Annotated in this window: 14 protein-coding genes; 11 read left to right on the top strand and 3 right to left on the bottom strand. The window is 61.5% G+C overall.

Annotation, left to right across the window (positions count from 1 at the left end):
- Positions 1-491 precede the first annotated feature (491 nt).
- The 4 genes from FJ404_14605 (at position 492) to FJ404_14590 (ending at position 8,789) form a co-directional block, all read left to right on the top strand.
- Entirely contained in the window at positions 492-902 is a 411-nt protein-coding gene (locus FJ404_14605) for a Dabb family protein (GenBank protein ID MBM3824093.1), read from the top strand.
- A 230-nt stretch (positions 903-1,132) separates the two neighbouring features.
- Positions 1,133-1,951 (top strand): prepilin-type N-terminal cleavage/methylation domain-containing protein, encoded by an 819-nt coding sequence (locus tag FJ404_14600; protein MBM3824092.1) that lies wholly within the window; start codon positions 1,133-1,135, stop codon positions 1,949-1,951.
- Positions 1,952-2,092: 141 nt separating this feature from the next.
- Entirely contained in the window at positions 2,093-7,984 is a 5,892-nt protein-coding gene (locus FJ404_14595; GenBank protein ID MBM3824091.1) for a tandem-95 repeat protein, read from the top strand.
- Positions 7,985-8,066: 82 nt separating this feature from the next.
- Positions 8,067-8,789 carry a DUF1080 domain-containing protein gene (locus FJ404_14590; protein MBM3824090.1) on the top strand — a complete coding sequence of 241 codons (723 nt, stop codon included), beginning with the start codon at positions 8,067-8,069 and terminating at the stop codon, positions 8,787-8,789.
- Positions 8,790-9,733: 944 nt separating this feature from the next.
- On the opposite strand, the gene FJ404_14585 is transcribed toward FJ404_14590, so the two are convergent.
- Positions 9,734-10,525 carry a DUF1080 domain-containing protein gene (locus tag FJ404_14585; GenBank protein MBM3824089.1) on the bottom strand — a complete coding sequence of 264 codons (792 nt, stop codon included), beginning with the start codon at positions 10,523-10,525 and terminating at the stop codon, positions 9,734-9,736.
- Between the two features lie 28 nt (positions 10,526-10,553).
- Between FJ404_14585 and FJ404_14580 the strand changes: the two genes are divergently transcribed.
- The 4 genes from FJ404_14580 to FJ404_14565 all read left to right on the top strand — a co-directional run bounded on the left by FJ404_14580 (position 10,554) and on the right by FJ404_14565 (position 13,682).
- The gene (locus FJ404_14580; GenBank protein MBM3824088.1) at positions 10,554-10,769 is read left to right on the top strand and encodes a hypothetical protein; all 216 of its coding nucleotides are present in this window, start codon (positions 10,554-10,556) and stop codon (positions 10,767-10,769) included.
- 94 nt (positions 10,770-10,863) lie between these two features.
- On the top strand, positions 10,864-12,051 hold the full coding sequence (locus FJ404_14575; protein MBM3824087.1) for an aminotransferase class I/II-fold pyridoxal phosphate-dependent enzyme: 1,188 nt from the start codon (positions 10,864-10,866) through the stop codon (positions 12,049-12,051).
- Between the two features lie 191 nt (positions 12,052-12,242).
- Positions 12,243-13,052, top strand: coding sequence for a type II secretion system protein (locus tag FJ404_14570; protein MBM3824086.1), 810 nt, complete (start codon positions 12,243-12,245; stop codon positions 13,050-13,052).
- Between the two features lie 30 nt (positions 13,053-13,082).
- Positions 13,083-13,682 (top strand): hypothetical protein, encoded by a 600-nt coding sequence (locus FJ404_14565; GenBank protein MBM3824085.1) that lies wholly within the window; start codon positions 13,083-13,085, stop codon positions 13,680-13,682.
- A gap of 99 nt (positions 13,683-13,781) precedes the next feature.
- Here the strand turns inward: FJ404_14565 and FJ404_14560 are convergent, their stop codons facing one another.
- On the bottom strand, positions 13,782-14,996 hold the full coding sequence (locus FJ404_14560) for a DUF1015 domain-containing protein (protein MBM3824084.1): 1,215 nt from the start codon (positions 14,994-14,996) through the stop codon (positions 13,782-13,784).
- A 222-nt stretch (positions 14,997-15,218) separates the two neighbouring features.
- Between FJ404_14560 and FJ404_14555 the strand changes: the two genes are divergently transcribed.
- The 3 genes from FJ404_14555 to FJ404_14545 are packed head-to-tail and all read left to right on the top strand — an operon-like array spanning position 15,219 to position 22,212.
- Entirely contained in the window at positions 15,219-18,464 is a 3,246-nt protein-coding gene (locus FJ404_14555; GenBank protein MBM3824083.1) for a hypothetical protein, read from the top strand.
- Between the two features lie 50 nt (positions 18,465-18,514).
- The gene (locus FJ404_14550) at positions 18,515-20,785 is read left to right on the top strand and encodes a DUF1553 domain-containing protein (protein MBM3824082.1); all 2,271 of its coding nucleotides are present in this window, start codon (positions 18,515-18,517) and stop codon (positions 20,783-20,785) included.
- The gene (locus FJ404_14545; GenBank protein ID MBM3824081.1) at positions 20,782-22,212 is read left to right on the top strand and encodes a DUF1501 domain-containing protein; all 1,431 of its coding nucleotides are present in this window, start codon (positions 20,782-20,784) and stop codon (positions 22,210-22,212) included. Before FJ404_14550 ends, FJ404_14545 begins: the two co-directional genes overlap by 4 nt.
- Positions 22,213-22,844: 632 nt before the next feature.
- Here the strand turns inward: FJ404_14545 and FJ404_14540 are convergent.
- On the bottom strand, positions 22,845-25,973 hold a 3,129-nt coding region (locus FJ404_14540), incomplete at its 5' end, for a DUF1553 domain-containing protein (protein ID MBM3824080.1).

Genomic DNA, 25,973 nt, shown 5'->3' with positions numbered 1-25,973 from the left:
CTCAGTTGCCGCCATGAAAAAGCAAATTCCTATTAGTCGTTATACGGGTTAAACCGTATCGGGGGTTCGAATCCCCCCCTCTCCGCCAAATTCCCTTTTTGGACCCAAAGTGACAAGAGGTGTCAGACTGTGACTTTCACGAGTGTTTTCGAGAATTACTCACTTTCGGCGCACGGGGAAGTGGCAAAGTGGGGAAAAGAACGCGGCAGGCCAAGTCTTTCGTATGAGCCGACACACGTGCGTGAAATCCCAAGTCCATCTCTGGAATCCGCGTCATTCGCAGTCTCCCCTCGGGTGTTCTGTCCCTGATCCGTGGTGGTGGAGCATGCCAGCGGCGTAGGATCTTCCAGTCTGATTTTCCGGCCTCGGCGGGCGATGGAAGCGAGATTTCGACACGACGCTTTTCTCCGCCAAAGCGAGGTTTTGCACAACGGGGTCGCCTTACATTTCCGATTGCCCAAAACCAGGTTCCGCGCCAGCCTCGCGCCCTCATGAGAACCTTCCTCCAGCGCGCTTTGTTTCTCCTCCTCGCCACCGGCATGAGCCTATCCCTGCTCGCCGCGGACGCCGAAAAGAAGAAGGGCAGCAGCAAACCCGGAAAGCTCCAGCACGTGGTCAGCTTCAAATTCAAGAAATCGGCCACGCCCGAGCAGATCGACCAGGTCGTCAAGGACTTCAAAGGTCTCAAAAAGCAAATCTCCCAAATCGACGGATTCAAGTGGGGCACCAATGTCAGCCCTGAAAAACACGACAAAGGCTTTACCCACACCTTCATCCTCACCTTCGCTTCCGACAAAGATCGCGACGATTACCTGATCCACGCCGCCCACAAAGAGTTCGGAGCCAAACTCGGCCCCGTGCTCGAGGACGTCTTCGTCATGGATTTCTGGCCTGGAAAGTAAGTCGCACGCAGGGCTCCTTCGCCGTAATCGAGGGAATGGATTGAGCAGTCGTTCTCATTCTCGGGAGCGCGTCTGTGTCGAAGACCAGCCGCAGCGCTCGGACAGGTCGGAAGACTCCAGATTGTTCAATGTGCGGCGGCGGGTCGAAGGACGGCCCAGTCGCGCTCCCCAGAATCGGAACGACTGGATTTGGTCTCGACTCTGCTTGGGGCCATGGCTCCAATGGGCTCATGTCTCGGTGGAATCCCAAGCGATGGGATGGGCCTCGCCCGGAATCGGGTTTCTCCATGATCGAGTTGCTTGTGGTCATTGGGATCATCGCTTTGCTCGCCGCCCTGATTCTGCCCGCGCTGGGTCGCGCGAAGGCCAAGGCCAGCGCCATGACGTGTCTCAACAACACGCGGCAACTGACGCTGGCGTGGACGGTATACGCGGATTCGAACGAGGACCGTTGCGTCAACAACCACGGCGTCGATCAGACGCGTGCGGAACGGAACACGTGGGCCAATCAAGTGCTGGCGTGGGGTCCGGAACCCGACAACACCAACGCGCTCCTCCTCACCGAAGCCCTGCTCGGAGCTCCGATCGGTAAATCAACCCGCTCCTTCAAATGTCCAGCCGACCGGCTGCGGGCCGACAATGGAGAGCGGCTTCGGAGTTATTCTCTCAACTGTATGGTCGGCAATCCTGGCACACTGCTGGACAAGTACAACCGGGACTTTCGGCAGTTCATGCGCTCGAGCGACTTCTCCCGACCCAGCTCCGTTTTCCTCTTTCTCGATGAACATCCCGACACGATCAACGATGGCTTCTTCATGATCCGCCTCGGACGCTACGAGTGGTCGAACCTGCCGGCCTCATTTCACAACGGATCCGCCAACCTCTCCTTCGCGGACGGCCACGCGGAGACCCATCGATGGATGATCACCGGTGCCAACGGAACCGCCCGCCCCGCGGTTCGTGGTGCCGTCAAAGGTGATTTTCCGGCGGATCCGCGGACGGATTATTTGTGGGTGATGGAACGGATGAGTGAACTGAAAGCGCGGTAACCAAGCCGCTGGGTTGGATGAGGAGGATCCGTATCCACCCACCCACGAAGTGTAACCGTCCGTCAGCTCCAGCGCTTCCTCTCCCTCAAGGTCTTTATTGGCTCTGAAGTCCGCCAGAGCCGGGCGTGCGGTGACAAGGCCATGCATTCCGGAAAGGCTGAGGAGCTTTTGCAGAACCTCCCGGAGGGTGGCGCGAGATGGAAGCGAGAGTTCCCAGGTGTCATTTGCAGGGCACAAGTTGTCTTTTTCAAAGGTTCAGGCGAAAATTCATGCCGCATGGATGATCTACGCGGCCCCCAATTGCCATACCGGCGGGCCGCCCGCAACCCCAGGCAGCTCCCTCCACGCGCCACCTTCGTCTCACGAACCCGGGCCGGATTCGCCGCGTCTCTCCTGATCTGCGGAGGCTTCCTCAGCACGTTCACCCCGTCGATCGCCCAATCGCCCAAGGCCGCATCCAGCCCCGTGATTCAGGCAGCGGCACCCCACGCGCCTGAAACCCAAACCGTCATCGATCGACCGAGCCCCGATTTTCCCCGGCCGGATTCTCTCCCTGGCAGTTACCTCATCAAACTGAGGCACAACACACGCGCTCGCTCCGCTCAGGTCTGGCTCGATGAGCTCGGCCTGGACTGGGCTCCACTGGTCCCGGCCAAGACGGCTGGCTTTGAGCGCCAAACCAATCCCGATCAAGAGGACGGTCTCGATTCTTGGCTCCGGGTTCAATTGACGGACCTCCAACGGTCGCAAGGTTTCCTCCAGCGGCTCCACCACGATCCGCGTGTGGCTGTGGTCGAACCGAATTACCGAGTCTCGATCGCCCCGCTCGCGCCCCGCGTCCCCCGCCTGCTCACCGACATCAATCCTCCCCCGGCCAATCCCGCGAGCCCGACTATTCCCGGCGACTTCGAGTTCACACATCAGTGGAGCTTGCAAAACACCGGCCAGGAATCGGGGAAAATCGGCGCCGATATCCACGCGCAAGCGGCCTGGGGCCTCACCACCGGCTCCCGCACGGTCCGTCTCGCCATCATCGACACCGGCATCGATTACCTCCACCCCGACTTGTCCGCCAATATCTGGCGCAATGAAAAGGAAATCCCCGGCAACGGCATCGATGACGACCTTAACGGCTGGATCGATGATGTCCATGGCTACGACTTCGTGACGGACGATGGCGATCCGCTGGACGACGGAATTCACGGCACCCACGTGGCGGGAATCGCCGGCGCGGTAGGCGACAACGGCATCGGCATCGCAGGAGTTTGTTGGAAAGTTTCCCTGATGGCGGTGAAAACCTTCGACGAATCCGGCGGAGGCACTCTCGCCCAGGTGATCCAAGGCATCCATTACGCCACCGCCAACCGCGCCCACATCATCAATGCCAGTTGGGGATTGCCCACCCGCTCCCGAGCTCTCGAGGACGCCGTCCGCCATGCCCGGCAACACGGAGTCGTCTTCATTGCCGCCGCGGGAAATGAGGGAACGGAAACGCCGTTCTACCCGGCCTCCATGCCCGAAGTCCTCGCCATCGGCGCGACGGACCGAAAAGATGCCCGCGCCACGTTCTCCAGGGCAGGCGCCAATGTGGATCTCGCCGCGCCCGGAGATTCCATTCTCTCCACCACGCCCAACAACCGGTTCGATATCCTTGGAGGCACCTCCATGGCGGCACCTCATGTTTCCGGCATCGCCGCCCTGGTGCTCTCTCTTCATCCCGAGTTCACCGCCTCGCAAGTCGAGACCATCCTCAAGAATAGCACCGACCCGATCCAGTCGGACCGGCCCATCGGCAACGGTCGCATCAACGCCCTCAAGTCCGTCCAAATCACCGCGCCCCTGCCGGAACTCCGTCTCGAAGTCCCCGAGACATTGGCGGGGGTGGTCGATTTGCGCGGCCACGCCTACGGACCCCAATTTCAGGAGTACTGGCTCGAACTAGGCTCGGGCGAGAATCCCACGGAATGGGCCCGGATCGGCGGAGCCTCCCGGCCGGTCACCAACGACGTGCTGCTCGCCTCGTGGTACTCCGGCGCTTTTCGCGACGGCCCCTACCGCTTGCGTCTCGTGGGTCGCAACCAGAACGGTCAAACCTCCACCGAAAGCACTAAAGTGGAGATCCGCAACGTGGCGCTGCTCCAGCCCCAGAATAACGACGTTCTGGCTTTCGGTGGAATCTTGCCTGTGCTCGGCAACGCGTTCGGGACCTCCGTCGTCTATCGGATCGAATACGGCATCGGGCGCAACCCCACCCAATGGGAGTCGCGCGGCATCACGCTGGCCCACCAGGGACTTCAGCCCCTGACCAACGGCCTCCTGGCGCATTGGAACACCTCGGGCCTCGATCCCGCGCAGACGTATGCCCTCCGCATCACCGCCACCGTGGATGGACGCGAGGGCGCGACCGATACCCTTCCCGTGCTATTCGCGGATCATCGCCTGCGTCCCGGTTTCCCCGTTTCCATTCCCATCCCCGACGAGCTTCCCATCGAGGAATGGCGGCATCTCGTCGTCCACGATTTGGATGGGGACGGCCCCCAGGAGTTGATCTTCGTCGATCCCGGAAATCTTGACGGAAGGCCCGCCAAGCTCGTCGTGCTCGATCATCAGGGACAAACTCGATGGACACGTGAATTGGGCGCCGGAGAACCCTTGGTGGATATTCCCGTCCTCGGCGACCTGGACGGTGACGGACGCCCCGAAATTCTGGCGGAAACCGGCTCTCCGCCGCGGGTCCATGCCTTTCGATTCGACGGCAAACCCTTTTCTCCCAACTGGCCCGTCCCTCTCCCGGCCGGACGTTCGGCCAAGTCCATGGCCGACCTCGACGGCGACGGACGCATGGAACTTGTCGCGCTGACCCAACAAACCTCGGACCAAGCCGATGCCGGCCCAAGCTGGCTTGTGGTGATTCGAGCGGATGGCACGCAAGCCGCGGCCTGGGAAGTCCCCCACTGCCCAATCGAAGCCGATCGGCCTCGCTCGTTCCCGGCCCTCGGAAACATGGACGACGATGCTCTTCTCGAAATCGTCGTGCCTTATGGCTGCGGCGGAATCGCGCTGTTCGACCTCTCAGAGACCACCGGTCCCATCTGGAAAACCCGCCTCGGCGGCGCCGCTATCGCCTCTCCCGTGCTCGGGGATCTGGACCGCGATGGACATCTCGAAATCGTCATCGGCGTCCACGATCCGGGGGCCAAGATCTCCGGCGGCATTTATGTCCTGGACCGCCTCGGGCGAATCGCCAGCGGCTGGCCGGTTCTCGTTCGCGAATCTTTCGCCGGTCCGGTCGCGCTGGCGGATTTTGACGGGGACAAAAACCTCGAGATCGCGGCGGCAAGCTGGTCGTCCCGAAAAATCCACCTTCTCCAGGCCAATGGATTCGAAGCGCCCGGCTGGCCCCGCTCCACCGAAAACGAAGGATCCATCAAGAGCGGCCTGACCGTAGCGGATGTGGATGGAGATGAAAAACCTGATCTCATCCACGTCGCTCCAGGCTCCACACCGCGGGCCGTTCGTGGAGGGGAACTCGAGTTCCTCACCACCGTTCGGGCTTGGCGCTTCAACGGCTCCCCTATCGATCTGCACGGAGCTCCCGAAGTTGCCGGCTTGGTCATGGAATCCTCGGGCGGAGAAAGCCGCCTCAAAGCCTCAGGAGTCATCCCCACCGATCTCGATGGCAACGGACGCCTGGATTTAATCGCCGTCTCCATCCAGGACGCACTCTACGGACTCGGCTCCGCCCCGGCGAAATTGAAACGGCGCAGCAGCCTTTACGCGTGGGAATTGAACGTTTCATTCGATCCCGAATTCGCTCCCTGGCCACAGTGGCAAGGCAATCCCGGCCACGACGGACTCTATCGTGTTCCACCCCACCGCAATCGCCCTCCCTCCCTCCTGCCCATCCCCTCCCAAACCATCCGGCCCGGCGGGACGTTTCTCACGATTCCCTTGGACTCCTTTGTCGAAGACCGAGATCATACTCCCGACCAAATACGCTGGAGCGTGGAAACGTCACCGGACGTGCTGGCCACCGTCTCCGCCAACCGCCAACTCGAACTTCGAATCCGGACTTCGGGATGGATTGGAGAATCCTCAGTCTCCCTCGTCGCCACCGATCCCGCCGGCAGCCAAGCCCGGACCACCTTCCATCTCGCGGTCCGCGAAAACTATGATCCACCGATCGCGGGTCCCGACCGCATCGAACTCGATGAGGATGCCGCCGCGGAATTTTCGCCGACGTCGAATGACCGGGCCCCTTCAGGCGCCCCGCTCGAAGTCATCGCCCTCAGCCGCGCGGCGCATGGGCGGATCGAGTCCGTCGCCCCGGGCAAATATCGGTACACTCCAAAAACCAACTTCTTCGGACAGGATACCGCCCTCTATACCGCCAGTGATGGCCGCGGCGGTGTGGTGCTCGCTTCCATCCATTTCGAAGTGCGCCCACTCAACGATGCTCCCCAAGCCAACCCCGACCAGTCGATCGTGGACGAAGATCAATCCACCTCCATCCATCCTCTCGCGAATGACCTCGACGCCGATGGCGACGCCATCCGCCTGGTCGAATCTTCGAAGCCGCAGCACGGCACCTTGCTGGCCCAGGCCTCGGGCTTCCTCTATCAACCCAACGCCAACTTCCATGGAGAGGATGTCTTTGAATATACCGTCGCGGATGCCGCCGGTCTCGCGGCCACCGGGCGCGTCAGCGTGTTGGTGCGTCCCGTCAACGACCTGCCCGTCGCCGAGTCCCAAACCATCCACCTGAACCGCAATACATCCACGAACATCATCTTTCGCGCCTTCGACGCTGACGGGGACACCCCGGACTACGAAGTGCTCGACGGACCCGCCCAAGGCGAACTGTTCAATTTTCCCACCGTCGCGGAATACTTCCCCAAGAAAGGTTTCTCCGGAACCGACCGCTTCACTTACGTCGCCAAAGACGCCAAAGGCACCGGCAAACCCGCGACCGTCAACCTCATCGTCCTCGACACCAACAATCCACCCGTGGCTTCCAGCCGAAAGCTCACCACGAAGATCAATCAATCTCTCGCCATCAAACTCAACGTCTCGGATGCGGATGGAGACCTCCCCGCGATTCGCATCCTAAAAACAGTAATGCACGGCCGATTGACTGGTGAGGGAACAAACTGGGTTTATCAGCCTGACACCGGATTTCTCGGCGAAGATTCCTTCGAATTCCAGGCCTCCGACCTGTTCTCCCAAAGCGAAATCGCCACGGTGAAATTGACGGTCACGGATATCAACACGGCTCCGGGCGCCTTCGATTTGCGGGTGTCCACCCGCGTCAATACCGCCACCAACCTGATCCTCGATGCCTTCGATCCGGAGGGCAACCCTCTGACCTATACCCTGCTCCAGCAGCCCAAGCACGGTCGACTCAAGGGCGATCCGCCCGACCTGATCTTCACCCCCGACACCGATTATGTCGGACCCGACCGATTCACGTTCAAGGTCAGCGATGGAGAATTCGAAAGCGCCCCGGGCACTGTGCTCGTCGAAGTGCTCGCCCCCAACGCCACTCCGGTTGCGGAAGATCAAACCTTCTCCCTCGTTCCCGATCGGCCCTTCCGCATCAAGCTGCAAGCCACCGACGCAGATGGCGACCCTTTGATCGTCCCCATCCTCAAGGGACCTCGTCATGGACGCGTCTTCGGAACGAGCATCGACTTCACTTACGTTCCCAAAAGCCAGTTCATCGGTGAGGACTCCTTCACCTACAAAGCCTGGGATGGAACCATCTACAGCCGCGAAGCCAAAGTTCGCCTGGTGGTCAATCCACCTTCACAGTCCCCTCTCTTGTTCGATCGCATCGAAGCTACCTCCGGAGGCGGACTTCAACTCTTTATCCGGCAAGAGGCGGGCATTTCCGCCATCGTGGAGGAATCCCCCGACCTCATCGAGTGGACCGAGCTCGGGAAAGTAAGTGCCCCCGCGCCTGCGTTGGTCCATCCCGTCCCGCGGAGAGAAGGCGCCACCACGCGCTACTTCCGATTGAGAAAAGCGGAATAGACTGGCAGGCTCAGCCCGCTCTCCTTCCGGGTCCGCCCGTACCGCCCTTGCGGTCACCGGGCCTCGAGGGAATCACCATCCCATGAACAACGTCCATCGAACCTTTCAAACTCTCCTGCTCGCCGCCCTGATCCCCGCCACGTCAAGTTGCCGCACAACCCAACAGACGGGATGGACTCCCCTCTTTCCAGAAGAGGGAGTGCCACCGGGCTGGTCCGCCCGTCACTGGGCTGATGTGGGGCAACCGGCGAAAGACGTCTCCAAACCCTGGCGTGTGGAAAAGGGTGTCCTGCTCGGAATCGAACCGCGCGGAGCCTGGCTCGTCAGTGACCGCGAGTACGGCGATTTCATTCTGGAATTCGAATGGAAAATTGGGGAACGCGGCAACAGTGGTGTCGGCCTCCGCTTCCCGTCCTCGGGCGATCCCGCCTTCGACGGCATTGAGGTGCAAATGGTGGATCCACGTTACTTCACGCCCGAGGTCTGGGCCAAAACCATTCCCGCCGAACTCACCGGCGGCATTTACCGCGCGATCGCTCCCACGAAGCAATTGTTTCGACCTTTGGAATGGAACCGCTACCGCATCGAATGCCGGGGCGCCACCATCAAAGTCGAGCTGAATGGGGAAATCGTCCAACGCGTGGATTTGAACCGCGAATCAAAAGTGATCCTCCGCCACGACAATAAACCGGCGCCCGCCCTGAAAGACCGGCCCCGCCGGGGACGCATCGGATTTCAAGAATTGAGCCGCAGCGGCCGGGTCGAAATCCGACACGCCCGTATCCAAACCCTCGAATCCCGGTAAATCAGTCGCACGATCCCACCGCAAGCCATTGGGCATCTCGTTCGTCCTTCAAACTGGAAACGGCAATTCCGCAGCGTCGAAAGGCCAAAAGCTTGAGCGGCAAAAGGCCTGCCCAAAGTTGAGGCGGATCCGCAGGGTGATCCATCGAAAAGGTTCCTCGCTGCTTTCGGTGGAATAGAGCGAGACCTTCGCTCCTGCCTCGGACAGGGCGGAGCCGACGGAGGTCCATCCCGTACGCACGCAAGAAACAGCCATTTTCTTATTGGGAAGCGCGGCGGTGTCGGAGACCAGCCGCAGCGCGCAGACGGGTCGGAAGACTCCAGATTTTTCAATGTGCGGCGACGGCGGGTCGAAGGACGACCCAACCACGTCGTCACGCTGTCCACGTTGAGGCGCCGTGAACGGCGCGCTCCGAAGGTCACGGCTTCAAGCCGGGTTCAAACCATCAGTGGAATCGCAGAAGTTCATAAAGCGAGCGAAGAGGGAGTTGGGGCAAGATTTGGATCATCTCCAAGATCTCTGTCCCCAAAGAACTTCCGACCCTCTTGGCGGCACTCCGGCGGATCACCACCAAGCGATGCTCTCGACACCTTCTTTGCGTCCTTCGCGTCCTTGGCGTGAGGAAAAGCAAGATATCTCACCCCAAGCCCGCAACGGCCCAGGGGAAACCAGGACACTCTCCAACCAGTAAACCTGGAGATGATTCGAAATCTCGGTCGCCAAAGAACTTCTTCCTCTCCCTGCGAAGCAGGAGCGGGGAGAGGAGAGGGGTTGGCTGAGAATTCCTCTCTCTCCTGGAGTTCCACTCAGACGGTCGATCATCCTCATTCTCATCGAGCCGACCGAAAGCCTGTTTTCATCCGTGTCGTTCGTGTGCTCGTAGGCCAATGACTCCCTTATCCGTGGATTTGGCAGACGCAGCCTGCTTGACCACCACATCCGCCTCAGGGCAGTTCACGAATCCGCAGTTGGCGGAACTCCACGGGGGAACCTTCGGATTCCAAACAGAGATAGCCGGTCGCGGGCTTGCACTCGGTGCCTCCGGAGACTTCCTCCCCGTTGACCCACAACCGCACCTCCCCGTTGATGCAGCGGATGTAATAATGATTCCATTCCCCCACGCCCTTGCTCAAATGCTTGGTCGGAAAACTGCGGCTGCCATCCGGCGAAATCGGCGGAAACGGCTTCATCCTGGCCGGGCCGGTTGGAAACACATCCCCGTGGGTCGTGAACCAGTCCGCCTTCTTCTTCGCAGCCTTCTCGTATTGCTCCGTGTAGCCGTGGTCCAGAACTTGCACCTCGATGCCGTCGGGCAACCGGCCTTGGCCGCGCTCCAGTCGCTTGATGGACTCGTCGCTCGCCCACACAAAAATGCCCGAGTTCCCTCCGGCCTTCAAATGACGCCACCTCGCCACCATTTCAAAATTCACGATCGCCTTTTTGGTTCGAATGACGCCGATGGGCTGGCCCGTGCAATCCACCCCGTCACCCTTCCAAGTCCAGGTGTTCGAATGACAATTCACCGCCGTAAAATCGTCCTCACCCAAGGATCGCCAGCCCGGCCCCTGCCCATCCACAAAGGCCCGGACCGCCCCCGCAGGCGGAGCGTCGGCCCCCAGGACCATCGCGACGGCCAGCGAACTCAGCAGCATCGCGACCCGCCCGGCCCAAGTTAAAGCCGGGCTTCCAGACACCACACGGCCAAGAGCGCCGCCATCGAAAGAGAGGGGTTTCATGGCTCCAGCAAACTCCACCCTTCGTCCGGTGGCAATCGGGGAATTCGTGTTCTGGCAATGGGCCAAACATCCTCAAGTTGTGGATCGGACCGCGCCGTTCAGGCCTCCTCAGGGTGTGTCTTCGAAGGGGAAAGCCAAGTTCAAGGGGCAAGTGGATTACAAAGGCGAGGACATGCACCCTTGGCGAACCCTGGAACCGGTGGAGGTCGCTGCGGGTAAGTTTGCGCGTGTGGAAGCCCCGTGAACGGCGCTCCCCGACACATCGCGGATAGCCCAGGCTATGGACCACGCCCATTTTTTCCTTTTCGTCGGAACCCGTTTCCAGTCTTGTCACCGCCATGGCGAAATCCTCGCACTCCTTTATCGCGGATCATGTTCGGTCCATTCCCCGGTCCGGCATCCGTGAATTCTTTGACTTGGTCCAGGGGAGTCCCGACGTGATCTCGCTCGGGGTGGGGGAACCTGATTTCGTGACGCCTTGGCATATTCGCGAGGCCGCCATCTACGCGCTCGAGCGTGGACGCACCAGTTACACTTCCAATCTCGGACTGCTCAAACTGCGAGAGGCCGTCAGCGAGAGCCTGGCCGCCGAGTTCCAAGTCCAGTACGACCCCAAGAGCCAGATTCTCATCACCGTGGGCGTCAGCGAGGCGCTCGATATCGCGCTCCGTGCGGTGATCAATCCCGGGGACGAAGTCCTTTACCACGAACCCTGCTATGTCAGTTATTCGCCCAGTATCGCGCTCGCCTATGGCAAGGCCGTGCCGGTGGCTTGCCGGGCCGAGGACGGCTTCGCGGTCACGGCCGAAGCCATTGCCAGGGCCATCACGCCGCGCAGCAAGGTCCTCGTTCTCAACTTCCCCACCAATCCCACGGGTGGAACCATGACCCGCGCGGAATTGCTCCAGATCGCGGACCTCGTGCGAAAGCACGACCTTCTGGTCATCACGGACGAAATCTACTCCGAACTGACTTTCGAAGGAGGCCACACCAGCATCGCCTCGCTCCCCGGCATGCTCGAGCGCACTCTGTTTTTGCACGGATTTTCGAAAGCCTACGCGATGACGGGATTCCGCATCGGCTACGCATGCGGGCCGGTGGAACTGATCGAAGCCATGATGAAGATCCACCAATACTCCATGCTCTGCGCAAGTATCATCAGCCAGGAGGCGGCCACCGAGGCGATCAGGAAAGGCCGACCCGATACCGAAGCCATGCGTGAACAGTACAAAATCAGACGCAATTTCATCGTCAAAGCGCTGAACGACATGGGATTGACCTGCCACCTCCCACGGGGCTCCTTTTACGCCTTCCCCTCCATCGCTTCGACGGGCCTGAGTTCCCGCGATTTCGCGGTTCGACTGCTCAAGGAGGAAAAGGTTGCTTGTGTCCCCGGCGGGGCCTTCGGAACCTCGGGCGAGGGATTCCTGCGCTGCTGTTTTGCCACCTCGCTCACGCAAATCCAAACGGCCACCGAACGGATGGCTCGGTTTGTCGAACGAACATGCAAAGCAGCAACCCCTTGACCAGGAGCCAGTCGAGCTGAAAAAGGACGGGAACGTGACCAAGCCCACTGCCGATGAAGTGTCCCTCCCCAAGCACAGTCGGAAAAAGTCTGGACACGCCATAGCGGTCATTGCCTTACTCAGGAACGCCACTCCTCGGATGCCGATGCAGTAACCACCAGATCGGAAGTAAGGTCATGACTTCTAGCATTATGAAATCCACTCGAAGCCCGCTGCCCACTTGTCGCCTCCAATCCCCCTCCGCGTTCACGCTCATCGAGCTGTTGGTCGTCATCGCGATCATCGCCATTCTCGCCGGGATGCTTTTGCCCGCCTTGTCCCGAGCCAAATCCAAAGCCGTGCAAATCAAATGCACCAGCAACATGAAGCAATTGGCCCTGGCGATTGGCATGTACGCCGATGATAACAAAGAGCTGTATCCCAGCGCGGGAGGTTTCTGGCCGTGGGACCTCCCCGCCACCGCGGCAAACGCGTTCGTGCGCTATGGGGGCAAGCGCGCCATTCTCTATTGTCCGGGTTTCACCAAGCAGAACAACGACGAACTCTGGCGCTTCACCATGTCCACCGTGGCGGAAGAAACTCGTGACAATGACGCGGGCTACCGCGTCATTGGATATGCCGTGGCTTTCAAAGACGCCGGGCGCATGCGCGACACCAACCAGGTGTTCGGATCCAGCGACACCGCGGTGAAAAAGAAACGCGGAGGCCAGAATTCCGCTTGGAGCGGCGGATTCGAAGTCCTCGAACAAGCCAGCCCCAGCGAACGCACGATCGCCGCGGACGCCACCATCTCCAACACCGAAAAGCGAGAAGCCACCAACATCCGCTTCACCAAAATCGATGGCGGATGGCGCGGTCACGCCACCGCCCACTTGGCCGGGAAAACCCCCGCCGGCGGCAACGCCGCTTGCATGGATGGCCACGCGGAATGGCGCCCCTGGAAAAAGCTCCAAGTGCGCACCTACGACAATGCGGAAGGAGCCCCGGCGTTCTGGTGGTGAGGTCCATGGAACTTTTATGGACCGCTGTTCGTGTTTGCCGCGGTGGCATTCCTGATTCAGCTTTTCATGCTGCGTCAAAACCGGTGGTTTGGACGGGAACTGGTCAACCCCATGGCCTTCGGAGCGTTGCCTCTCTCTTCAGCCGATTCCGCGAAAACACCACCGGACTCGTTTGCCGTCCGGTTCCTGCCCGAGTTCTTGACCCTGCGGGAAGCCTACAGGCGCGGAGCCTTTTGGAGTCGATGCTTGCCGTGCCTTGGCGTCTTGTTGGGAAGTGTGGTCCTGGCGATCGCCGCAAGCCGTGAACTGGAGCGGGCGGCCACGGTGCTTCTATTTGCCTTACTGAGCGCTCATGGAGCCTGCATGCTGACCATTGGGTTGGTTCCGGTGTCCCTGCGAAGGCAGATCACGGAGAACTACGCTCTCTTCATACCCGGCAAAAGAAAGCACCTCAATTTCATCTCGTTCGGATTCTTCGCCTATTTCAATCTGATCACGGTGTGGATGATGTCCAGGGATATTCCCTTCGTTCCCGCAGCTTCAGGCGTGCTCGGAGGATGGTCCCTGGCGGCGCTCGTCATGTTGCTCACGCTGCGCTCGATCCGCCAGTCCGCTCACGTTCAGGCGTAACCTTCCATGCTCCTCCGAGGAATCGGCCTCGAGGTCCATGCTCGCCAACGCACGCAGGCCGGGAATCCCCTCGATCAAATTCAAAAGAGCCGTTCGAACTCAAAGCATATGACAAAACATGGCATCCCGGAGCTTCGGCTCGAACCATGTGCTCTTGGGCGGCATGATGCCCCCGGCATCCGCAATCGCCATCAGATCGTCGATGCTCGTGGGATACATCGAAAACGCGCAGGCACAACCACCCTCCAGAACCCTCTTCTCGAGCTCTTCCGTCCCGCGAATGCCGCCCACAAACTGAATCCTCTTGCTCGTGCGGGGATCCTGAATGCCCAAGATCGGATCAAGCACATACTTCTGTAATAGGGTCACGTCCAACCGTTCAATCGGATCGGTCGTGGCCGCGTATTTCGGCCGGAAATGCAGGCTGATCCAGCGTCCGTCCAAGAACAACCCAAGTTCGTTTCGTCGGGCCGGGCTCGCCTTGCCTTCGCGCTGAATCACAAACACCGCATCCAGTTTCTCCAACAACGCCTCCGGACGGTGCCCATTCAAATCCTGCAAAACACGGTTGTAGGGCAAGATTCGCATTTGCGTGTGCGGGAACACCACGGCCAGGAACCCGCCGCTCTCCCCTGAACCTTTCCGGCTCTGATACACGCGCGCCGCGGCGGCGCTGCGATGATGCCCGTCCGCGATGTACAACGCCGGAACTCGCCTGAAAGCTTCCTCTATCCGCCCCATGTACTCGCGGTCCGACACAACCCAAGCGGAATGACGCACGCCATCCGCCGCGGTGAAATCCACTTCCGGGGTTCCCGAGGTCAGCGCAGTCGCCAGCCGGTCCAATTCCTCCGTCGCCCGATAGGTCAGAAAGACCGGCCCCGTCTGGGAACCCAGCGTCTCAATGTGCCGCACCCGGTCATCTTCCTTGTCCACCCGTGTCAACTCGTGCTTCTTCACGATGCCCTGCAAGTATTCCTCGCAACTGGCCGTCGCGACCAATCCGGTCTGGACGTGCCCTCCCATGATCTGGCGATAAAAGTAGAAAGACGGTTCCGCATCCTGCCGCAGCCAGCCCTCCCGCATCATCCGCTCAAAGTTCTCACGGCCTTTGGCATAAACCGCCGGGGCATAGAGATCCGTGCCCGGTGGCAGATCGATCTCGGGCTTGCTCACCCGCAAAAAACTGTGCGGATTACCCTGCGCAAGCGCGCGCGCCTCCTCCGAGGACATCACGTCATAGGGAAGTTCACAGATTCGTGCCGCCCATTCGGATCGGGGCCGCAAGGCGGCGAAAGGTCTAAGCGAAGCCATAAGTGGTAAAGGTGCCAAAGGACACAGACGGCTGAAACCTTCGCCCTCGCCTTCCAAGCCCGCTCCATCCCATTCCAATGGAATCAAAAAGGCATGCGGGGCAACGAGTCTCGCCACCTGGCGGCCCCTCTATAGGTTCGCCCCCCGGAGCTTGCACGCAGAAAATTTCGGCGGCGTTTCACCACTGGACACCGCTGCGGACCAACTCCAAGGTTTCGGCACATGTCGCAGCGGGAAAATCAATTCTACGTCGCGGGAGGCACCCTCGGCCTGGAAGTACCCAGTTATGTGGAACGACAGGCGGATAAGGAACTCCTGGCCGCCCTCAATGCAGGAGAATTCTGCTATGTCCTCACCTCGCGCCAGATGGGAAAGAGCTCCCTCATGGTCCGCACCGCCAGCAAACTTCGCGAACGCGGCAAACGCATCATCATTCTTGACCTCACCGCCCTCGGCCAAAACCTAACCGCCGAACAATGGTACAACGGCTTGCTCGCCCGCGTCGCCTCGCAGTCCTGCCTCGAGGAACCCATCGAGTCCCTCTGGATCCAAACCACAAAACTCGGCCCGGCCCAGCGGTTCTTCTGGACGCTTGAACGGACGCTGCTCGCCATCCCGGACGCCTCATGGGTGCTCTTCATCGACGAACTCGACGTCGTCCGCAGCCTCCCCTTCAATTCAGACGAGTTTTTTGCCGCCATTCGGGAATGCCATTCACGCCGCGCAACAGAGCCTCTTTGGAACCGACTCTGTTTCTGCCTCCTCGGCGTCGCCACCCCGACCGATCTCGTCCGGGACCCGCGCATGACGCCGTTCAACATTGGGCGCCGCGTCGAACTGCACGATTTTACCCCGGAGGAGGCCCAACCCCTGGCTCGTGGCCTCGGTCGTTCCGGAGGCGAAGGAGCCGGCTGGTCTGGAACCGACTGCCTGCAGCGGGTCCTCTACTGGACCAACGGACATCCCTATCTCACCCAGCGCCTCTGCCGCGCCGTGGCTGACGCCGGCGCCGCCGGTGCCGAGGCCCGTTCAGCCAAGGAACTTGTGGACCAAATCTGCGAGGAACGCTTCCTCAGCCAGCGTGCCCGTGAGATCGACGACAATCTGGTCTTCGTCCGCGAACGCCTGCTTCGCAACGAACAGGAAAAAGCCGCCCTGTTGCACGGTTACCACCAGGTCCTGCGCGGACGGTTGAAGGCACCCCTCACGCGCGCCAACGACGCGACCGACGCGCTCCGCCTCGCCGGGCTGGTTCGAGTCGAGGACGAGTACCTTCGCGTTCGCAATCGCATTTACCGCCGCGTGTTCTCAAGGAGTTGGGTCCATGCCAACATGCCCGACGCCGAATTGCGGCGGCAGCGGACGGCTTTCTGGCGCGGTGTCTTCCGGGCCGCGGCCGCCACGTTTGTCCTCCTTTTCATCCTGGGCGCTCTCCTGGCTTACGCCCAAACCCAAAACCGGCAGGCGCGGGAAACCGCCCGCCAGCAGCGCCGCCAACTCTACACCGCCCATCTCAACATCGCCCATCGTTCCATCGAAGCCGGCAACACCGCCCGGGCCGCCGAATTGCTCAAGCTCTACCAAGCCGGAGAGGGCTCGGAGGACCTTCGAGGATTCGGCTGGCGCTACCTCTGGCAGCTCTGCCAGCAAGACGAAGTGCTCAGCCTCGACCTCGGCGGCGGCAGCCGCTCCGACGTGGCCTTCGGACCCGATGGAAAAATGATCGCGGTCGCCGGTGACGACCGTGGACTCCGGGTTTACAACGTCGGCACTCAACGGCAGTCGTCCGTGCTCGACGCCGGACCCGGAACCTTGCTCGATCTCAAACTGGCGCCCGGGGGAGCGTGGGTCGTCGCTTCAAAGTCAGACCAAGGGGTCCTCGTTTTCGAAACCGCCACCGGCAAATTGCACCACCGCATCGCCGCTTACGGGGTCAACATCACCGAAGCCCGCTTTCTCAACCAAGGGCGCTGGCTGGCACTGCTCGGAGCCGACCGGCTCGGACGCGTCGTCGATCTCCAAAGCGGGCGCGTCCTGTTCACGCGCCGGCTCAACCCGCTCGAAATTGTCGCCGGCATCGACTCCACCGCCTACCAGTTCGCCCTGGTCCGCCCAGCCGACCGTGCACTCGAAATCGTCGATTGGCGCAATCAGAATCTTCTCAAACTGCGGCTCTCAGGCCTGTTCACCTCGGGAACCTTCTCCCGTGATGGAACCCGCTACGCCGCCGCCACCGCCGATGGCCCCATCCTCGTCTTCGATTTGCGCACCGGCACCATGGCCGCCACTCTCTCCAGCCCGCGCACCTCCTCGCTGCTCGCTTTTTCCCAGGACGGAAGCCGGTTGGCGGCTGCAACAGAGGACGCTCAAATCCGCGTCTGGCATATCCCCACCTCGACGCTGGAACGAACCCTCAAAGGCCACGCCTCGCCAGCCACCTCAATCACCTTCTCCCCCGAAGGCCGCCATTTGCTCAGCGCCAGCTCCGACCAGACGGTCCGCCTCTGGGACCTCGGCACGACCTGGACCGAAGACAACCAGCGGATCATGCAAACGACTTCGCCGATTTACTCGGCCGATTTCTCCCCCGACGGGCAAACCCTCGTTTCCAGCGAGTCCGACGGAACCATCCGGCTCTGGGACGCCTCCCGTGGCACCCCGATTGGAACGATCATGGCCGCCCAAAATGAGGTCGGCCACTGCACCAAAGTGCTCGATCGCGGCAGACTCCTCCTCACGGGCTTCGGTCCGGGCTCCTCTCGATCCGTGCTCTGGAATCTTCGCGGAAACGCCAAGGTCGCCACGCTGACGCGGGAGTCCGACAACCTGCTCTCCTGGTCCGTGGCCAAGGAGAATCCCGTTCTCGCCGCCGGCGGCGAACGCGGCATCCGCCGCTGGGAATTAGCCACCCAGCGGGAGCTCCCCCCCATCTCAACCGGCACGGAACGAGTCGAATTCGTCGCCATCTCCCCCGACGCCCGCCGCCTGATTTACGCGGGCACCGACAGGCTTTTGCGCGTGCGGAACCTCGACACCGGCACCGACGCCGGCACACTCACCAGCCGCCAAGTCATGCCTTCCGCAGGTTACTTTTTTCCGGACAGCCAGACCGTCGCCATCCTCTTCCTCGATGGGCGCGTGCAACTTTGGTCCTTGCCCGGTCAACGCCTGCTCAACTCCTTCCACGCCGGCCAAGTCACGCTGGCGGTCTCCCCCGATATGAAAACCCTCGCCGCCGGAGCCGGTCCGTCCGTGTGGCTCTGGGACACACGCACGACCCAGGAGATGTTCCCACTGCCCGGCCATCGCAGTTCGGTCAACACAGTCGCCTTTTCTCCCGACGGCAACGCGCTCATGAGCTCCGGTGAAGACCGCACGTTGCGCCTCTGGCGCGCACCCTCAGACCGGCAAATTCGCGCCATCGAACGAGCCCGTACCCGCGCCGCACTCGAATTCTTGACCCCGTAATCGCGCTAGCCCCCAAAGCTCGTTTGTGCGAGTGTTTGCGGTCGGCTCCCATGACAACCTCCACTCATTGCCATCGCGAACGGGTGAAGGTCGTTCTCACCCAACTTGCCGCCTGGATCCTCATCCTCGCCGGATGCCGGGCGGCCGAAACAGCCCGTTCCAACCCCCACTGGGCTTTCGAAAAACCCGCCCGCCCGCCCGTCCCTCGCCAGGCTGCCTCCTTTCCACTCCCTTCGCATCCCGTCGATGCCTGGGTGCAGGCCCGAATCAGGCACGAGAATCTCTCGCCCTCCCCCGAAGCGCCCCGCGCCACCCTCCTTCGCCGCCTCAGCCTCGACCTCACCGGTCTCTCGCCAACTCCCGAAGAGGTCGAGCAATTCGTCCAGGATACCCGCCCCGGCGCGTACGAACGTCAAATGGAAAGGCTGCTCCACTCACCGCACTACGGCGAACGCTGGGGCCGCTGGTGGCTCGACCAGGCGCGCTACGCCGATAGCAACGGCTACAGCATCGATTCGCCTCGGGACATCTGGCCCTTTCGCGACTGGGTCGTCAGCGCCCTCAACCAAGACATGCCCTTCGACCAGTTCACGATCTGGCAACTCGCCGGTGACCTCCTGCCCAACCGGGTTCACGAGGGACGACCTGAACGCGTCGAACCCTGGATCGCCACCGGGTTCCACCGCAACACCCAGGTCAACCACGAGGGTGGAATCGATGCCGAACAATTCCGCGTGGAAAGCGTCGTCGATCGCGTCAACACCACCGCCACCGTCTGGCTCGGCCTCACCCTGGCTTGCGCCCAATGTCACGATCACAAATTCGACCCGCTCACCCAGCGCGAGTACTACCGTTTCCTCGGCTTCTTCAATTCAAACGAAAATGACGGCCACGGGAATCCCGACCTGGAGGCGGAACATCACCTCGAACTCGGCGAGACCAACCTCCTGGCCAAAGTCTCCGCCCAACGCCAAGCTTGGAAGGATCGCACCAAAGAACTCGAGAACTGGGCCGACCGCGAACTCAAGCCGCGCCAGCCCGATTGGGAGTCACTCGCAGTCCATCGCACGTCCACCAACATCACCCCGCTCGTCCGCGATCTCCTGCGCATCCCTCCCCCCGCCCGCGGACCCGACCAAACCGCCCTCGTGTGGCGTACGTTCCGCGACCAGGATCCCGATTATCTTCGCCGCAAGCGCGAAGTGGATCAAATCAAGGCCGCCATTCCTCCCGTGCCCCGTTCGCTGGTCATGAAAGAAAGACCGGAACCACGCACGACCCGCTTGCTCATCAAAGGTGATTTCACCCGGCCCGGCGATCCTGTCGAACCCGGCGTGCCGGTCCTGTTCCGCGAATCCATCAGCACACCCCGCCCAACCCGGCTGGACCTCGCCCGCTGGATCGTCTCCACCAACAATCCCCTGACCGCCCGCGTCATCGCCAACAAAGTATGGCTTCAGTATTTCGGACGCGGCTTGGTCGAAACTGAAAATGACTTCGGCCTGCAAAGCACCCCGCCCAGCCATCCCGAATTGCTGGATACCCTCGCCGTCGAATTCATGGCATCCGGATGGAGCTTGAAACAACTTCACCGCCTCATTGTCACCAGCGCCACTTACCGCCAGGACTCCTCGGCCCGCGGAACCTCGCTCCAACTCGACCCCGCCAATCGCTGGCTGGCCCGGCAATCCCGCTTGCGGCTGGACGCTGAATCCATTCGAGACGTCCAACTCCAAGCCAGTGGCCGGCTGGCCCGGAAATTGGGCGGACCACCCGTGTTCCCTCCGCTTCCCTCAGGACTGGGCGTCTTCACCCAACACGACCGCCCCTGGAAAACCAGCGAAGGTTCGAACCGCTACCGGCGCTCGCTCTACACCCATATCCAGCGAACCATGCTCCATCCAGCCTTGACCGTCTTCGACGCCGCGGACAGCTACCAGCCCTGCACGCGCCGATTGCGCAGCAATACCCCGCTGCAAGCACTCACCCTTCTCAATGACCCGGCTTTCGTGGAAATGGCCCGCGCCTTCGCCTCCAGGCTCTGGCGAGAGCAGCCTCATGAAGCCGACCGACACCGCATTCAACGAGCTTTCAAACTCGTCACCGCTCGTCCACCTGCCCCCGCTGAACTGGCCGCTCTCCTCCGCCTCGTCTCCCGCGAACGACAAGACTCGCTCAAGGTCTCCACCGCTTCCGGCCAGCCTTCCACCGTCCCAACATCGCCCCGCGATCCGGACATCCCGGACGTCGTCGAAGCGCGTGCATGGACTCAACTGTGCCGGGTCTTGCTGAATCTCGACGAAACCATCACCCGCGAATGAAGATGCCCGCTTCACCCGCTGCCGCCACCCGCCGGCATTTCCTCCACCGCAGCGCCATGGGCCTGGGCGGCCTCGCGCTCGCTTCCCTGATCGACGACAAAACCTTCGCCGCTGCGGGCTCAGCGACGCGCGGCCTTCATCACATCCCGCGGGCCAAACGCGTGATCTACCTCTTCATGGCCGGAGGACCTTCGCAACTCGAACTCTTCGACTATAAACCCAGGCTCAACAGCCTCCACGGCAAACCCATTCCCGATTCCTACCTCGAAGGCAAACGGTTCGCCTTCATGGACACCTCCTTCAAACAACGCAGCACGCTCCTGGGCTCACGCCGAATCTTTCAGCCCACTTCCATCGACGGACTTTGGATCAGCGACCTGCTCCCGCAAATCGCCGGCGTCGCCCGCCACCTCACTTTCGTCCGCTCCTGCGCCACGGACCTCTTCAACCATGCTCCCGCCAAGCTGTTCATGAACGCCGGGTCCGGTCAGTTCGGACGCCCCAGCCTCGGCGCCTGGGTCAGTTACGGTCTCGGCAGCGAAAGCCAGGACCTGCCCGGATTCGTCGTCTTGCAAAGCGGCCCGCGTGGCCCTCGAGGAGGACCCGCCAACTGGACGCACGGCTTCCTTCCATCCATCCATCAGGGCGTGCCTCTGCGCAGCACAGGTGACCCGATCCTTCACCTCAGTGCTCCGGAGGACCTTGCATCCGCCGGCCAGCGCCGCGCCCTCGATACCCTGCGCGAACTCAATCTGGCTCGCATGATCGAAACCGGCGACCCCGAAATCGCCACCCGGATCGCCAATTACGAACTCGCCTTCCGCATGCAAACGAGCGCCCCGGAATTCGCCGATTTGCAGGGCGAATCCCCAGCCACGCTCCAACTCTACGGCGTGGATCGCGACCGCCCCTCCTTCGCGCGGAACTGCCTACTGGCCCGCCGCCTCGCCGAACGCGGTGTGCGCTTCATCCAGCTCTACCACGCGGATTGGGACAGCCACGGCGCCCCCGGCCAAACCCTTGAGGAAGACCTCGTCAAAGTGGCTCATGAGGTGGACCAACCCTGCGCCGCGCTGATCCGCGACCTCCACGCCCGGGGCATGCTTGATGATACTCTCGTCATTTGGGGAGGCGAATTCGGACGCACCCCCATGGGGGAAGTGCGCGAACGCACCGGACGCAACCATCACATCGAAGCGTTCACCATGTGGTTCGCCGGCGGCGGGATGAAGGCGGGCGCAGTCGTCGGCGAAACGGACGAACTCGGGTTCCACGCCGTTCAGGATCGCGCGCATGTCCACGACCTCCACGCCACCCTGCTCCACCTCCTCGGCATCGACCACGAACGTCTCACCTTCCGCTTCCAAGGCCGCGACTTCCGCCTCACCGACGTCCACGGCGATCTCCTGCCCAAGCTGATGGCGTAGGCACGGAGGTTCGCGGATGTAGATGAGCCTCCCGGTGCGCGGAGATTCTCCTCCGACGAAAAACGAAAACTGCTGGAAAAAGACACGCGCGGAAGCAATCCGCAGTCCTCACACAACCACATCGCCAAGGCCCGTTCGTAAACGAGCGGGTGAGTCCCAACGGTGCATCCGCATGCTGTCGGTGACCGAGTTGTGTTGGTAACGCAGACAGCCCTGTCTGCTGTGGCGCAGGCTGCCCAGCCTGCTGGGCGACGGAGGGAACTAGCTCGCCTATTTCATGCACGGGACGCCCGGTGAGAAAACCGGGCCTACAAACACAGAGGCAGTCGCGATGGTAGGCCGCGTGCCCTCACGCGGCAAACTGTCGCGGATTCAAGCTCAGTATGAATGATCCGGGCTGGGCGCGTGGAGAGCATGGAAGGGCCTCGTTCTTCACCCACCGGGCCGACTGGCAGTCGGCGATACGTCAGGCTGGGCAGCCTGCGCCACACGACAGACAGCTTCGGGATGCGGGCGAGTCCCAAGGGCTCGGGCGCGCTGACCCAATGCCTCGGCAGTGTTCTCGGAGTCTTAGCCTCAGAGTATCCGGCCCTCTCATCGCTGAGGTCTGAGGGATCTGCCAAAACCGCGCATCACGGCCTGGTAACGGTCTCGTGCAAATTCAACATCGCCCGCGCCACCGTGGTCCACGAGGCCAGTTCACCCGCCGGCTTCCTCGAATGCACCTCGCTGTCACCTACGCTGACCAAAATCGCCGCCGAAGCTTCATCCACGGCAAAACGCTGGCGCTCCGATTCCAGCAACGCCTGCAGCACTTTCAACTCGCGAGCCGTCGGAGGCCGCCCGGTCGCACATTGCCATCCCCAACCCAGCTTGGCCTCCTGCGACCCGCCACGACCCAACATTCGCTCCGCGAACGACCGCGCCGCCTCGACTTGAGCCGGCTCGTTCAATAACACCAGCGCTTGCAATGGAGTGTTGGAGATCGTCCGCGCCGCCGTGCATTCCTCGCGGGAAGGCGCGTCAAAGGCCATCAGCGCAGGATGCAGGAAAGTCCTCTGCCAGTGGGTGTACATCCCGCGCCGGTAAAGCGCTTCCCGCCGGCTATGCACATACTCCCTCTTCGGAAAGTTCAGCGCGGAATAGTAACCCTCGGGTTGATACGGAAACACACTCGCCCCGCCAATCTCAGGCTCCAGCAATCCCGAAATGGCCAGCGCGTTGTCACGGATCAGCTCCGCCTCCAATCGAAACCGGTTCTGCCGGGCCAGCCAGCGATTCTCCGGATCCCGCTCCGCCGCTTCAGGCCTCGGCGCCGCCGATTGACGGTAGGTTCGCGACGTCACAATCAGCCGCACCAGATGCTTCACGTCCCACGCACGCGGCTTCTCCTTCCCCACCCCGCCCAAAGTCACGGCGGACGGCTCCATGAATTCCGCCGCCAGCCAGTCCAGCAACTCAGGATGACTCGGCCAATCGCCCTGCGTCCCCAAGTCCTCCGGCGTCCGGGTCAGACCCGCGCCAAAAAACTGGCGCCAAACCCGATTCACAAACGCCCGCGAAGTCAAAGGATTCTCCCTGGACGTCAGCCACTCCGCCAACTGAACCCTCGACAAGGATCGTCCCTCCGCTTGGGAAAACCCTAAAAACTCGGGCAGTCCAGGGCTCACCTTCTCCCCCGAGTCGTCCATCCAATTGCCGCGAGGCAAAATGCGTGTGTCCCGCGGTCGCGCCACCGCCTCGCTGACTAACGTCGCCGGAATCGATGCCGCCAGCCTGCCATGGCCGGCCTGCAGTCGCGCCAAACGCCAATGCCACTTCTCCAAATCCGGCGCCACCTTGCGATAATACCTGGCCAGACTTTGAACTTGATCCTCCTTTCTCTCCTTGGGCTCCGTCTTGATCACCTTCAACACTTCCTCAGGAATCGTCGATTTCTCGTGCCCAGGCCGCGGCAGATTGGATAAACCCAATCGAAATCGACCGATGGTCGCCCGCCGCCAATCAGATTCCTGGGCGATGCGAACGCGCAAAGTCGTCTCAGGCCCCGTCACCAAGGGACGAGAGAATCTGAATGCCGCTTGATGCTCCCGAGAATGGCCCGCCGTAATGGCCCAGCCGGACGCACGATCATCGTCAATCATCGCCAGGGCGGGATGGCCTTCGCCTTGAGCATCCGCCGAAACATGGATGAATTCCACACGCTCACGCGGCCCGCCCTGCTCACCCAGGATCTCCAACGAAAAATCAGTCACCGCGTACGTGATGCCGCCCCGCGCAATGCGATTGCCCGGAAACATCTCGTCCACGAGTGTTTCCAGCCGGAGCGCGTGCCAAATCCCCGGCCCCGGACGAAAGGTCACTTCATAGACATCCCGATCCGGCGCCTCTCCGCCCGCCGTGACCGACTGATTGGTGCCAATCGTCAGCATCGCGCCGTGCAAGGACCGGGCCGTCAACGGCGCCTGCGTCGTCCAGGCCAACAGCCCGAGCCGGTCGAGCGCCAGCACCTGCTGTTCCCAAACCTGCCGCTCCTTTTCCAAAGCGGCGTCGGTCACTCCATCCAACTCGGACCGCACCAACGCCATCTCCTGCTCAAGCCTCCCCAAAGCCGCCTTCTGATCCGGAGTCGCCAGCCTCACATAGCTCCCCCAATCGTTCTCCGAAAAACCCTTGTCGTAAAATCCCTTCTCCTTGAGATCCGAAAAAAAGGCCGCAAATCGGTAAAAATCGCGCGCCGTCAATGGGTCGAACTTGTGATCGTGACACTCGGCGCACGCCAGCGTCAGCCCCATCCATACCGTGGATGTCGTGCGAACCCGATCCGAGGCGTACTTGGCCAGGAATTCCTTGTCCTGCACTCCCCCCTCCGTGCTGATCCTCAGCAGCCGATTGTAGGCCGATGCCGTCCTCTCCCGTAACGAGGTGTTCGGCAACAAATCACCCGCCAATTGCTCCCGGGTAAATCGATCGAAGGACACATTGTCGTTGAACGCGCGGATCACATAGTCCCGGTAGGGCCACACGGAATAGGGCACGTCACCGTGATAGCCGATGGTGTCCGCATAACGAACCAAATCCAACCAGGGCATCGCCATGCGCTCACCATAATGAGGCGAGGCCAGGAACCGCCCCACCAGCCTCTCATATGCCCGCGCGTCCCGCGACCGGACGAATCGGTCCACCTCCTCCGCACTCGGCGGCAGTCCCGTCAAATCAAAACTCAGCCGCCGAATCAAGGTCCGGCGATCCGCTTCCGGGGAAAGCCCCAACCCTTCACGCCGCAACTTGTCCTCGATAAAATGATCAATGGGATTTCCGGAGCTTGGCGCGGGACCGGGGAGTTCCGGACGCACCACGGGAACGAAGGACCAGTGGGACTCGTAACGAGCCCCGGCTTTGATCCATTGCTCGATCAGGTCGATTTGCGCCGCCGTCAGCTTCTTCCCCGTCTTCACCGGGGGCATGGCATCGTCCGGATCCTCAGTGCGAAGCCGCCTCAGCAATTCGCTCGCTTGCGGATTCCCCGGCACGATCGCTTGCCTTCCTTCCTTGATCCGAGCCGCCCCCTCGGCATGGTCAAGCCTCAAATCAGCCTTGCGCGTGTTGCCATCAGGACCGTGGCAGGCATAACAAGCGTCCGCCAAAATCGGCCTGATATCCCGATTGAATCGAGGAGACTCGCCGGCCAGCAGGGCAACCGCAGTGGCGGACAACACCGTGATTCCCCCAATAATGAGGACTCGAATCGAATGCATCAT

The organism is Verrucomicrobiota bacterium (genome assembly GCA_016871495.1).
In the GTDB taxonomy this organism is placed as follows: domain Bacteria; phylum Verrucomicrobiota; class Verrucomicrobiia; order Limisphaerales; family VHDF01; genus VHDF01.
Note: the sequence above shows the minus strand (reverse complement) of the source record. Positions and strands in the feature narration are given on the sequence as shown.

Bases quoted from the DNA above. Each gene is read 5' to 3' on its own strand.
- FJ404_14585 (MBM3824089.1), bottom strand. From the start codon at position 10,525: ATGAAACCCCTCTCTTTCGATGGCGGCGCTCTTGGCCGTGTGGTGTCT.
- FJ404_14560 (MBM3824084.1), bottom strand. From the start codon at position 14,996: ATGGCTTCGCTTAGACCTTTCGCCGCCTTGCGGCCCCGATCCGAATGG.
- FJ404_14545 (MBM3824081.1), top strand. From the start codon at position 20,782: ATGAAGATGCCCGCTTCACCCGCTGCCGCCACCCGCCGGCATTTCCTC.
- FJ404_14550 (MBM3824082.1), top strand. From the start codon at position 18,515: ATGACAACCTCCACTCATTGCCATCGCGAACGGGTGAAGGTCGTTCTC.
- FJ404_14595 (MBM3824091.1), top strand. From the start codon at position 2,093: ATGCATTCCGGAAAGGCTGAGGAGCTTTTGCAGAACCTCCCGGAGGGT.
- FJ404_14600 (MBM3824092.1), top strand. From the start codon at position 1,133: ATGTCTCGGTGGAATCCCAAGCGATGGGATGGGCCTCGCCCGGAATCG.
- FJ404_14555 (MBM3824083.1), top strand. From the start codon at position 15,219: ATGTCGCAGCGGGAAAATCAATTCTACGTCGCGGGAGGCACCCTCGGC.
- FJ404_14605 (MBM3824093.1), top strand. From the start codon at position 492: ATGAGAACCTTCCTCCAGCGCGCTTTGTTTCTCCTCCTCGCCACCGGC.
- FJ404_14570 (MBM3824086.1), top strand. From the start codon at position 12,243: ATGAAATCCACTCGAAGCCCGCTGCCCACTTGTCGCCTCCAATCCCCC.
- FJ404_14575 (MBM3824087.1), top strand. From the start codon at position 10,864: ATGGCGAAATCCTCGCACTCCTTTATCGCGGATCATGTTCGGTCCATT.
- FJ404_14590 (MBM3824090.1), top strand. From the start codon at position 8,067: ATGAACAACGTCCATCGAACCTTTCAAACTCTCCTGCTCGCCGCCCTG.